This is a genomic window from Cupriavidus sp. 05N39, assembly GCF_056397325.1.
Map to the genome: position 1 here is coordinate 1 of NZ_JBFTNE010000155.1, position 11,650 is coordinate 11,650.

Sequence of the window (11,650 nt, forward strand, 5' to 3'; positions counted from 1 at the left end):
TCAGTACGGCGTTCAACGGTGGCAGCTTCGGCAATGCGCTCAAGGGCAGCCTGGTGGCACAGGCGGCGGCGCTGGGAGCCAATAGTATCGGTGCGAACACCGATCCAGGCTCCTTCCAGAACATTCTCAGCCATGCGGCGCTCGGCTGTGTCGCGGGCGCGGCCGGCAGCGGGGACTGTGCGTCAGGGGCGATTGGCGGCGCAACCGGCGCAGTGATATCGCCGCTGGTTGGCGGGGCRCTGGGGATTGAGACGAACGCTGACCGTGCCAATTCGCTGAATCAAGCCATCGTGATCGGCGCGGCGATGTTGGCTGGCGGTGGGCTGGCGGCGGCCCTTGGGCAGAACGCGACAGCGGCAGCTGRCGCGGCGCAGAACGAGGCGCTGAACAACTACCTAAGCCTCAAGGATYGGCTGACGCTTGAGAAGGCCAAGCGGGAATGCGCGAACGGCGTCTGGACGTCGTGTGTGGCTGCCAATATTAATGCTGAAAGGGATCAGAAGAGTAACGACATTCTGGCCGATGGCCTGACCAAATGTGAGGGAGGTGGCTGTCAGTCCCTTGCCAACTGGATTCAGGATCAGAAGACATCCCTGGGTTGTGGGTCCGCCAGAGGCCCCACAGACTGCCAACTGCTGGACAAGAGCTGGCAGATTGCTCAGGCGAAGGCGCAGGGGCTTGAGCTGCCGACCTTCTCGCCGGATGACTTGATCGGCACTGGATTGATCAAAGGGATGCTTACGGGTACGCTCAAGGGTATTGGGCTCTTGGGAGCAACGAGGTCGGTAGGCAATGATGTAGCTAAGGCAATTGAGGAGCAGCTTGCCGGACGCACGGCAGCACCGGTCTTCTCAGGCTCTGGTCCTGCTCCGGGCATCATAGCGATTACTGACAACACGTCGGTCGGCGCTTTGAAGAACTACTATCCTTCGGGCGGCGGTGTGGAGTTTGTGTACGATCCGACAACAAGTACCTTTGCTGTTGGCGCTCCCAAAGCTGGGCTATTCGATGGCTCGCCGCATCAGAAACTTGTTCAGTCAATCGGTGCAAAGGACGAGAACATCGTAGGTGGAACGTTCAGCCGAGCACCAGATGGTTCGATCATCACAACTGAGAATAGTGGGCACTATGGACAGAACTGGACGCCTCAGATCGAGAAGCAGTTCCAGGAATGGCTTTCGAAGCGTGTCGGCGTTACAGTGAACCATCAACGTTGGGGAAGCCGATGAAAACCCGAATGATCTTTCCGCCGCGTGTTGAACATCAGAACATCTGGCTTGTGAGCATAGGTCGGATAGAACTCGGAGTGGGGCTACGGGGAGAATGGTGCTTTCGGGTGGGACAACGATTGGTGACCATCTCGAAGCCTGACGACACAATGCCCTTACTTCCATTGCTCGAGACCGGAAGGACAGCGTTTTACGATCACGTGAGCCGCGCCGTTCAAGTTCGTCCAGAGCTGGCGGAGGCTGCCCGCTCATTTCCAGAGGTGCTTCTACTCGAGTTTGCATTCGAATCTTCTGTCTCTGATTACTGGCCACTTAAGGCGATGGATTGGCTGGATCTAAATTCAGTTCTTGTATCGGAGCTTCGCGGGACGTTGCGGACGCTGCTATCGCGAGGCTGGGCAACGCAACGACTGAGACAGAGGGTTGATACGGTAGTCAACCGCCGGATTTGAGGACGGTTGGGGTCGTGGGGCAATCCCGCTTAGCCTGCTCTCAGTTCGCAGGGGGGTAACTAACGAGCAGAGTGAATGACTAACCCACCCCCAGATGTGTGTACAACACGAGTGTTGTACACACATCCACACACCGGACGAATCCACGAGGTCATCTGCGGCGCCCGTCGCGGATTCCCAGGTCAACTTTCCTCGAGCCTTCCTTGCACAGGACGGCGTCACATTCTATTGCGATCGCAAGTCTGCCCCTTTGGCTAGACCTGCGCGCCTTGCATTTTTTAACGAAATCGGATTGCGCGGCCAAAAACCGCGTCTGGGGCAAAAACTTGCACCCGAGACCTGCATCGGGGCGCTGACCACCCGCGAAGCCTTGCTGCGTCTAGGATTGCGGGGCGTCGCCAACGTGGGACGTGTCGGGTGCTGGATATGGTGCCATTGGCGGAGCATCATCTACGGCCCTGGCGCCATTCATCGGTGCGGCGGTAGTGGGCAGCGGAGCGGCATCGCCTCTGCATTCGGTCAGGATCCATTCGCGGCAGCCAGCGCGGCGCAGAACGAAGCGCTGAACAACTGTTCCATGCATGAGTGCTGGAACGGTGTGAAGGACAAGCTGACGAGCTTCGGGTCGGCCGTTGCAAGCTGGTTTGCGACGCCGGAAGGTCAGCTAACCAGCGCGATGGCGGCGATTGCCGGCGACATGGGCGGCAGGCTGATGGTTGCTTGAAGTTGAATACACCTTTCTTGGGTTTTACGAAGGGACGTTAATGAAAATTCCACTTTACAACCGCGTCCGCTATGTTGGTCGAGAGGGATCGTATGAGGGGCTCAGATGGGGGGACATCGGATACGTTATCGAAGACTATTGCGATGGCAACTACGAAGTAGAGTTCTCTAATCCCGATGGGACGACGAGAGTTCAAGCGGTCCTCGCAGGCCGCGATCTGGAGCTGGCTGAACGTTAGATAAAGACGATGAACCCAGCATGCATCTGACGTTGGCGAATGGTGTATCTATTGTGAAAAGAGCAATGATGTTGCAGTGATAGGTTTGCGTGACGCGGACGGCATCGGGAAATTCGAAACTGCTCTGGAGAAATTGTGGGCCAAACCGATCGGTTACAGTGTGGCGCCAGGGGTTACTCCAGAACTACGGGCGGTCTCGATAGCAAGATAGGCTAGCTCCGATAGTTGCTAGGCCAGTGAGTGACGACATGGAGCGGGTATGCCAAGAGGGCCCAGGACGTGGCAGTCAAGGGTTCCCATTGGCACCGCCACGCATTTCCCGAAGTATGGCTTCAAACGAATTTCATAATGTCTCCATTATTTTCTCTACGTCTTCGTCGCCGCTGGCCGGTGTTCGGCGCCAGCCTTGCGCTGCTCGGCTGCGCCCCAATGATCGCAACGGCACCCTCAAGCGTCGAGCTCGCCCAGGACGGGGCTGCGGCTCACTCCATACAACTCTTGGCGCCTGCGTTCGTCCGGCTTGATACCGGTTATACCCGCCAGCTCGCGGCGCATTCCGTCTGGAAACGGGTGGGCCGTTTGCCGCAAGGGGAAGTCTACCGGCCGGTCGGAACGATTTTCACGATTGAAGGCCGTCAGGTCCACGAAGCCTACCTGGTGCTCAAAGACAACAAGCTGGTGGGCTTCTATTTGCCGGGGGAGCAAAACTATTCCCCGCTTTCAACCGCAGTACCCCTGACCTTGGGAGAAATTGAATGAAACGAGTTGTACGTATGGTAATTGGAGGAATGGCGATATCGTTCCTGATGGCGGGTTGCGCGTCGGGTGTGAAGCATTCCGAGATGGCGGCCTCTATCCCAACGATCAAGCCCGGGGAAGGTCGCATCTATTTCTTGCGCTCGGCATCCATGTTCGGCGCCGCGATTCAACCCGACCTTCGCCTCAATAGCCAGGTCGTCGGGGAATCCAAGCCCGGTGGCTTCTTCTTCGTGGATCGTCCGGCCGGCAAATACGTCGCCTCGGCATCGACGGAAACGGAGAAGACGCTCAGCTTCGTTCTCGATGGTGGGGAAACCAAATACGTGCGCAGTTCGCCGTCGATTGGCCTGATGGTCGGCCGCGTAGTGCTGGAGTTGGAGACGCCGGACAAAGCCAAGGAGGAGCTGTCTTCCCTGAGTTATACCGGGGATGTAGCGAAGACCTCGGCAAAATGAGCTAGCGACCCAGCCGGAGCTACACCGAAGGCACGGCAGCCGACGACATCCACACACGCGCCAATCCGAACTCAGGCTCGACATCGTGTGTCACGGCTCGCCGGGCGTTTAGCCTGCTCCGCCCCCCGCCTCCGTGATCGCGCTGTAGACCAGTGTGCGCAGTTGGCGGCGCACCGGGTAGGCGGAGGAGGGCAGGAGCTGGGTCAGGAACAGTCCGATCAGGTCCTCCTGCGGATCGACCCAGAAGAAGGTGCTGGCAGCGCCGCCCCAGAAGAAGTCGCCGGCGCTGCCGGGGATCAGGGTGGCCGCCGGCGCCACCGTGGTGGCGAAGCCGAGTCCGAAGCCGACGCCATCATAGTTGGCCTCGCTGAACATCGAGCGCGACATGCGTGGCAGGTCCACCCCGCCGGGTAGATGGTTGGATGTCATCAGCGTCAGCGTTTTCGTCCCCAGCAGACGCACTCCGTCCAGTTCGCCGCCTTGCAGCAACATGCGCGCGAAGCGCATGTAGTCGGCGGCGGTCGACACCAGGCCGCCGCCGCCGGAGATGAAGCCGGGCGGCTTCAGGTAGGGGCTGGTGAGGGGATCGTCCTGCAGTACCGGCTCGCGCGTGGATACCACCTTCGAACCAAGCGTGCCGACGGCGTAGCAGGCGCAAAAGCGCGAGGCCTTCTCTTCCGGCACGTGGAAGGCGGTATCAACCATGCCTAGCGGATCGAATATCCGTTCTTTCAGGAAGGTCTCGAAAGGGATTCCGCTGACCTTGCCGACGAGGTAGCCAAGCACGTCGGTGGAGACCGAGTAGTTCCAGGCCTCGCCCGGCGAGAACTCGAGCGGCAGCTTGGCCAGCTTTTCGATCATGTCGTCGAGCGTGCCGTCGGTGGCGAGTTCGCCCAGCTTCAGCTTGCGGTAGGCCGCGTCGACGTTGGTGTTTTGCTGGAAGCCATAGGTCAGGCCGGAGGTGTGGCGCAGCAGGTCGACCACCAGCATCGGGCGCGTAGCCTGGCGCGTCTGGAAGCTCTCCATGAAGCCGCCGTTGTAGACACCGAGGTTTTCCCATGCCGGAATGTACTTGCCGACCGGATCGTCCAGSGCGAYCTTGCMYTCCTCGACCAGCATCATGAMKGCSAYCGAGGTGACSGGCTTGSTCATCGAGTAGATGCGGAAGATCGAATCCTCGGCCAACGGAACCTGCCGCTCGCGGTCGGCCAGGCCCAGCGCCGAGTTCAGGACCAGTTCGCCGCGCCGCCACACCTGGATGAGGGCCCCGGGCAGCTTGCCGGTCGCGACATAGGCTTCGTCGACGAAACGTTCGACCCGGTCGAGCCGCTCCCGGGACATCCCCTGCGTTTTCCTGCCTTGCATATCCATGTCTCCTCCTGGTTATTGCCTTCATGTCCTTGAGCTACCCGGCGATGTGACGAAGTCCCAGGCGTTGGCGCCGAACACGACATAGAACAGGAAGGCCCTGTTGTCGCACGCCTGATGGAAATCACGAGTCCGGTCGGATAGCGCGTTGTTGTGGTCCTCGGCTTGTGCGCGGTGTTATGAGGCCGATGATAGCCGATCCCTCTGGAACGACAGGGCAGGCTCTTCCCGCACCCTGGCTCCTGCCTCTCCCTAGGGTAATCCCCAATATGCCGTATCATCTCGCCCTGGCGCCGCTTTGCCAGGGCTGTTTGCCGTCCTCGCCAGCGTGCACGTCCGTCGCACTTTTTCCGGTATTCAGGGACAAAGCCATGTGACGGCCCAGCAGCATGCTGAACGCCAACCGGCCGCGTTCGGGTGCTGAACCATACATATTGAATAAACAGGGGCCAGGGATTGGTGGCCTCGGAGACATCCGGACGCTTTGTCGGGGCCCCGGATTGCCAGGTATTCCAGGAGTTGCTTTTGTCCAAGATCGAAACCCAGCGCAGAACTGAGGTTGACCTGATTCGCGGCATCGCGCTGATCTTCATTGTGGTGGACCACGTGAACGGCAGCGTGCTGGCCGATTACACCATCCGCAATTTCGCGTTCTTCGACGCGGCGGAGATTTTTGTCTTCCTGGCCGGCTATTCGGCAGGGGCGGCCTACATAGCCATGGAGGCGCGGCATGGCGCATCCGCCGCGCAGAACCGCCTGATCCGCCGCAGTTGGGAGATCTACAAGGCGTTCGTGCTGACCGGCGTGCTGATGCTGGTCTTCGGCTTGCTGCTGGCGCTGGCGCGGGTGCCTGCGCCGGCGATCCGTTCCACGGAGGCGCCGGTCTTCATGGCGCATCCGTTCAGCACGCTGATCGAGGTGTTCAGCGTGGCGCGGCAGCCCTTTGTCTCCGACGTGCTGCCGATGTACGCGGTCTTCATCCTGTTCGCGCCGCTGGCAATCCGTATGGCGCGGGCCATGCCGCTGACTTTTGTCGGCGCGAGCGCGTTGCTCTGGCTGATGGCGCCGATGCTCACCCCGCTGCTGCCGAGCAGCGATGGCAATGGCTGGAGCTTCAACCCGTTCGCCTGGCAACTGCTGTTCGGCCTGGGCCTGATGGCGCGCCTGCGGCCCGATATCATCCTGCCGCGCCAGGCGCTGGTGCGCTGGGTTGTGACAGGGCTGGCGGTGGCGGTGACGCTGGCCTGCGTGTTGCTGGCCTACCTGTGGATGCGCCCGCATGTGTACGAGCCGTGGCTGCCCGCGTGGCTGCCGACCATGGTGTTCCCGCTGCCCAAGAAGAGCCTGGCGGCGCTGCGCATCGTGAGCTTTCTCGGGCTGGCCTGGTTGTGCTACCTCGCGGTGCGCGCGGGCTGGGTGGCGCGGCTGGCATCGGTGATGGGGCCGGTCGTGCAGATCGGCCGCCACAGCCTGTTCTGCTTTGTCTTCGGCGCAGTGGTGTCGGTGGTGATCGAGGGCTTTACCCACGGCATTGCCGGCGGGCGGCCTTCGCGGCCCATCGCGCTGGGTGGCGACATCGTGGCGGTGGCGCTGCTGCTGGTGATCGGCGGCTGGTACGGGCGGCGCAAGGAAGAGAGGAAAGAGGCGCGGAGAGAAGAGAGCAAGGAGGGGCGGAAGGAAGAGCGGAAGGCGCTCGCCTAGGGCGCCTTTGGTCAGGCCGGTCGTGCGGCCTGCGCGCCGGGCGGGGCTCTACCCGCCCAGCGCGATGCCGTCCTTGCGTTTGTCCGAGGCGCCGAGCAGCGCGCCCGACGCGTCGCGCATGACGATCTGCGCGCCGCCGAAATCGCTGCGCCCACCGAGTTCGCCCAGGCCGGCGGGGTCCGCGTAGCCAGCTTCGCGCAGGGCCCGCACGATGTCCGGCGGCATGCCGGCTTCGATGGCAAGGGCGGTATCGGATTCAAGGCGCCAGCGCGGCGCGTCGAGCGCAGCCTGCAGCGGCTGGTGCCAGGCGGCCAGCCTGACCAGCAACTGCAGCTGGCCCTGCGGCTGCATCAGCCCGCCCACCACGCCGAAGCCGGCGTGCAAGCGGCCGCCGCGCAGCGCCGCGCCGGGCACCACGGTGTGATAGGGGCGCTTGCCGGGGGCAGGGCTGTTGATATGGCCGGGGCCCGCAAAGCCGAAGCCGCGGTTCTGCAGCACGAAGCCGCAACCGGGCACGGCAATGCCCGAGCCGAAGCGCTTGAAGATGCTGGTCATCAGCGTGACCGCCAGTCCGTCGCGATCCACCACCACGGTGCAGACGGTGTTGCCGGCCGGGTCCGCCACGGTTTCGCTGGCGTACCGCATGGCGCGGCCCATGGCCTGCACGGTACGTACCACGGCTGCGGGATCGTCCTGCGCCAGCATGGCGGGATCGAGTTCCCCCAGTTCGTCCAGCGCATGCAGGATGGCGACGCCGTGTGTGTTGGGCGGACATTCGAGGATCGTCAGGCCGCGAAAGCCGGTGGAGACGGGGGTGCAGAAATCGCCCCGGTGGGCCGCGAAGTCGGCCGCTGCCAGCGCGCCGCCGGCATGGCGGCTGGCCGTTTCGGCGGCCTGGGCGGGTTTGCCGAGGTAATAGGCATCGGCGCCTTCGGCGGCGATAGCGGCCAGTGTGGCGGCCAGCTCCGGATTGCTGAAGGTTTCGCCGGCGGCCGGGGGCCGGCCAGCGCGATACAGCGCGGCGCAGACCGGATCTTGATGCAGCACGCGGTCGAACAAGGCCCATTCCCGCGCCGCCACCGGCGCTACCGCGAAGCCGTCGCGCGCCAGCGCGATGGCGGGGGCGAACAGCCGCTTCCACTCCAGCCGGCCGTAGCGGCGGTGCAGGTCTTCCCAGCCGCGCACCGCGCCGGGCGTGGTCAGCGACAGGGCGTGGCGTTCGGGGATGCGCTGCCTGGGCAGTGCCGCCAGCGCCTCCATCGGGAACGCGGCGGGTGCGCGGCCGGTGCCGTTGTAGCTCACGGCGTGGCCATCGGGCTCGACGATCATGGCCAGCATGTCGCCACCGATGCCGGTGGCCATCGGCTCCACCACGCCCAGGATGGCATCGGCCGCGAGCGCCGCGTCGATGGCGCTGCCGCCTTCGCGCAGTACCTGCAGCGCGGCCTCGGCGGCGAGCGGGTGGCCGGTGGCGACCATGCAGTGCGCGGCGCGCACGCCTTCGCCGCCGGCGATGGCAGGGGTGGCGGCAGGATTGGCGAAAGCTGTCGTTCTCATGCGTGGCGTTCCAGGGGAATCAGATTCGTTTCAATCGGGTTTGACGCAGCGGCATGCGTGAGCGGTTCCTCACCGCCACAGCACCACGGCGCACATCGTCGATACGGCAAGACCCGCCAGCACCGGTATCAGCAACGCCCGCACCGCATCGAGCACCGGCACGCGCGCGAAACCGGTGATGGCCACCAGCGAGGACCAGGCAATCAGCGTGCCGCCACCGGTCCAGACCGCGCCCATCTGGCCCACCGCGCACAGCGTGGCTGCGTCGATGCCGACGGTCGGGCCCAGCGCGCCGGCCAGCGTGCCGGTCAGCGGCAGGCCGGCAAAGCCGGAGCCGTCGATGCCGGTGATCATGCCCACCAGCAGCACGCCGAAAGCCACCATGACGTGGTTGTTGGGAATCCATTGTCCGGCGCCCTGGATCAGTTCGAACAGCAGGCTCGGCGCATGGCCGGGGCCGATGTGCAGGATGGCGCCGGCGGTATCGCCCGCGCCGATAAAGAAGAAGCCGGCGATCGGCAGCACGGAGCCCATCGCCTTGAAGGCAAAGACAAAACCATCGGTGATGTGCTCCGCGCTGACATCCAGCATCTTGCGCGGGCCCTCGGCCGCCAGCGTGCACAGGATCATCAGCAGCGCTGCCATGCCGCCGACCATGGCGGCCGCCTCGCCGCCCTTGAGTTCGGCCACGCCCAGGCCCAGCCTGGGCACGACCATCAATGCGATCACGGCGGCGAACGCTAACGGCGTTAGCACGGCAAACACCTTCGACCACTTGATCTGGCGAAGCTCCACCATCGACAGGCTGCGCGCGATATTGGCATCGGTGCCGAGCGGCTCGTCGTGCGCGGTGCCGCGCGCCAGTGCGCTCTTGTCGAAGCTGCCGGCGGCTTCGGTGCCGGCCAGGCTGGCATCGGGCGCGCGGCCTTGCCAGCGGGCCAGGTGGCCGGCATTGGCGGGACGGATCTGGGCGCGGATGGAAAAATAAGCCATCGTGAGCGCGATGMCGCCGGTRATSAKCGACAGCACCAGCGCRCGGTCSGCCACCAYSRCSGCRCTGACCGCSGCSCCGGCKGCYTTGGCGCTGATGCCCGGCGCCACSCCGATCACATAGTCSGACGACARCGCSRTRCCCTGSCCSGCKATGGCRATSGCCATGGCRCCGGCCAGCGGCGGCAGKCCGGCGGCGATCGCGGCSGGCAGCAGGATGGCGGATACCAGGGGGATGGCAGGCGTGGGCCAGAAGAACAGCGAGATGGTGTACGTGATGGCGGCCAGCATGAAGTAGGCAGCGTGGCCGTTCTTCATCACTGCGCGGAAGGGCTCCACCATGCGCACGTCGGAGCGCAGCGCCTTGAGCGAATTGAGCAGCGCCGTCATCAGCGCGATCACCAGGAAGATATTGAACAACTCGCGCGCCGCCACGAAGCTGGCGTTGAAGATGCTGGCCAGCGCACTGACCGGGCTATGGGTCCAGGCCAGCGTGACGAGGAAGGTCGCGACGATCGCGGGCACGACCACGTTGGCGCGAAACACCATCGTCAGCACGATGGCAAGGACGCCGGCGAGGTAGACCCAGTGGGCCGCGCCCAGGGCGATATGTGATTCCATTTTGGGGCTTGTCTCCTGTGCCGGCGTGGCTGGGTGGGGGCCGCCGGTCTGTGCCGAGGGGGCATCGTAGCTGGCCTGGCACCGGCGCGGCAACCCATGGCGTGGCCGCCCTGCGCGCAAGTGCGCGGCAGTTCCCCTTCATGGCCGCCATGCGCGCGTTGCGTCACGTTGCGGCCGGGTGCCGTGCCTGCGCCGGGGCGGGCAGGACACGGCGACTGGCGCACTTATCCGGCGACTGTCCCGACGGCCTTCGCCGGGCTCACCTGGACTTCCCAGGACACGCTGATATCGCCGTTGACGAAGGTCTGGCAGGCCATGCGGTAGCCTTCGCCAAACTGCGCCTCCGTCAGATGCTTGCGTTCCTTGGGCTTGATGGCGTCGGTGAACGCCAGTCCGCGTTCGATCTTGCACTTGCAGGTGCCGCACAGGCCGCCGCCGCACTTGAAGGGGATGCCGCCTTTCTCGCGCAGGGAAACGCGCAGCAGGTTGCTGTTCTCGGGGGCGCTGACGACCTTGCCGCCGTTGCTGACAAAGGTGATTTCAATCATGGAAACGATCCGATTGCATGAGGGGGCTGCCCGGCGCTATGCCGGCCATACTCGGTTTATTCAGCGCGCGCTATTCACGCCTTACCAGTGAGATGTCCATGCTGCCGAAGGTGGACAGGCGCTTGAGCTCGTCGCGGGCTTCCTGCAGCGTGTCGAACTTGTCGAGGAATTTCGAGGGCACGTAATTGATGGCCGGCGCCTGCCGGCTGGCGGCATCGGCATCCTGGCCGGATTCCTCTATCACCTTCACCTTGACCGGATGCGCCATTTCGGCGATGACGAAGTGCGCGGTCTTGCGGCCGTAGAAGAGATAGTCGTATGCCTCGACGGCCACCAGYCCCTCGACCAGTTCGGTCCTGAATTGCCCCGGTTTGCTGCTGAGTATCACGTACATGACTGCGCTGCCTGGTGGTTGCTGGTGTTACTGCGGGCTGGCCGGGATGCAAGCTTGCGCAACGTTGGCCACACTGCTCGCCGTGGCGTTCTCCACCGGCAACTCGTCCTGGCTGAGCTCGATGTCGTGCTCCAGCCAGATCTGGCAGGTCAGGCGATAGCCCTGTTCCAGCCGCTCGCCCAGTTGCTTCTTTTCCTTCCAGTTCGGAGGCGGCAGGTGCTCGCCGCCGGCGATCACGCGGCAGGCGCACTTGGAGCATTTGCCCATGCCGCACTCGTAGCGCAGGTTCGGATAGGGAAACTGCTTGATCCCCGCGCGCACCACCAGGTTGGTGCTGGGCTTGACCTCGTCCTCGAAGGTCTGGCCGTTCTTGTGAAATACGACTTTCGGCATACAACGTTTCCGCAAGCGGTCTGTGAGGGGGGGAGCGGCCGGGGCAATGCGCCCGGCCTCGTTTTATTGCGGGCTCAGGCGGCCATGCCCAGTTCAGGCAGGGAGATCTCCTGGGCGACGTAGTCGTGATAGAGCGCGGTGGTGTAGAGCAGGCGCATCTGTGCGCCGATCTCGCAGATTTTCAGGCAGCGCTGCTGCAGCTCGGGCGTGTCGGCGTGTTC

At 63.8% G+C, this 11,650-nt stretch carries 12 protein-coding genes and 1 pseudogene; 6 read left to right on the forward strand and 7 right to left on the reverse strand.

The features are described 5' to 3' along the window. The 5 genes from AC1DN0_RS38215 to AC1DN0_RS38235 all read left to right on the forward strand — a co-directional run. A partial coding sequence (locus AC1DN0_RS38215) for a polymorphic toxin type 43 domain-containing protein (protein ID WP_477146483.1) occupies positions 1-1,229 on the forward strand: 1,229 nt, incomplete at its 5' end. Between the two features lie 744 nt (positions 1,230-1,973). Further along, the gene (locus AC1DN0_RS38220) at positions 1,974-2,405 is read left to right on the forward strand and encodes a hypothetical protein (RefSeq protein ID WP_441636873.1); all 432 of its coding nucleotides are present in this window, start codon (positions 1,974-1,976) and stop codon (positions 2,403-2,405) included. 40 nt (positions 2,406-2,445) lie between these two features. Next, the gene (locus tag AC1DN0_RS38225) at positions 2,446-2,643 is read left to right on the forward strand and encodes a DUF4926 domain-containing protein (RefSeq protein ID WP_441636889.1); all 198 of its coding nucleotides are present in this window, start codon (positions 2,446-2,448) and stop codon (positions 2,641-2,643) included. A gap of 348 nt (positions 2,644-2,991) precedes the next feature. Then, on the forward strand, positions 2,992-3,402 hold the full coding sequence (locus tag AC1DN0_RS38230; RefSeq protein ID WP_441636875.1) for a hypothetical protein: 411 nt from the start codon (positions 2,992-2,994) through the stop codon (positions 3,400-3,402). After that, positions 3,399-3,857, forward strand: a complete 459-nt coding sequence (locus AC1DN0_RS38235; protein WP_441636877.1) for a DUF2846 domain-containing protein — start codon at positions 3,399-3,401, stop codon at positions 3,855-3,857. Before AC1DN0_RS38230 ends, AC1DN0_RS38235 begins: the two co-directional genes overlap by 4 nt. Positions 3,858-3,965: 108 nt before the next feature. Here the strand turns inward: AC1DN0_RS38235 and AC1DN0_RS38240 are convergent, their stop codons facing one another. After that, positions 3,966-5,228, reverse strand: coding sequence for a serine hydrolase domain-containing protein (locus AC1DN0_RS38240; protein ID WP_477146484.1), 1,263 nt, complete (start codon positions 5,226-5,228; stop codon positions 3,966-3,968). Between the two features lie 522 nt (positions 5,229-5,750). Here AC1DN0_RS38240 and AC1DN0_RS38245 point away from each other — a divergent pair. Next, positions 5,751-6,926, forward strand: coding sequence for an OpgC domain-containing protein (locus AC1DN0_RS38245; protein ID WP_441636880.1), 1,176 nt, complete (start codon positions 5,751-5,753; stop codon positions 6,924-6,926). A gap of 48 nt (positions 6,927-6,974) precedes the next feature. On the opposite strand, the gene AC1DN0_RS38250 is transcribed toward AC1DN0_RS38245, so the two are convergent. The 6 genes and pseudogenes from AC1DN0_RS38250 to AC1DN0_RS38275 form a co-directional block, all read right to left on the reverse strand. Continuing rightward, the gene (locus AC1DN0_RS38250; RefSeq protein WP_441636881.1) at positions 6,975-8,483 is read right to left on the reverse strand and encodes a gamma-glutamyltransferase family protein; all 1,509 of its coding nucleotides are present in this window, start codon (positions 8,481-8,483) and stop codon (positions 6,975-6,977) included. Between the two features lie 69 nt (positions 8,484-8,552). Further along, positions 8,553-10,094 carry a hypothetical protein gene (locus AC1DN0_RS38255; RefSeq protein ID WP_477146485.1) on the reverse strand — a complete coding sequence of 514 codons (1,542 nt, stop codon included), beginning with the start codon at positions 10,092-10,094 and terminating at the stop codon, positions 8,553-8,555. A 224-nt stretch (positions 10,095-10,318) separates the two neighbouring features. Beyond that, positions 10,319-10,651, reverse strand: coding sequence for a 2Fe-2S iron-sulfur cluster binding domain-containing protein (locus AC1DN0_RS38260; RefSeq protein ID WP_276286659.1), 333 nt, complete (start codon positions 10,649-10,651; stop codon positions 10,319-10,321). Between the two features lie 61 nt (positions 10,652-10,712). After that, a complete protein-coding gene (locus AC1DN0_RS38265) occupies positions 10,713-11,036 on the reverse strand; it encodes a ferredoxin (RefSeq protein ID WP_441636885.1) in 324 nt (107 codons plus the stop codon). 27 nt (positions 11,037-11,063) lie between these two features. Continuing rightward, a complete protein-coding gene (locus AC1DN0_RS38270) occupies positions 11,064-11,429 on the reverse strand; it encodes a 2Fe-2S iron-sulfur cluster-binding protein (RefSeq protein WP_441636887.1) in 366 nt (121 codons plus the stop codon). Positions 11,430-11,503: 74 nt separating this feature from the next. Further along, positions 11,504-11,650 (reverse strand): annotated as a pseudogene (locus AC1DN0_RS38275) (TenA family transcriptional regulator); the annotation flags it as partial.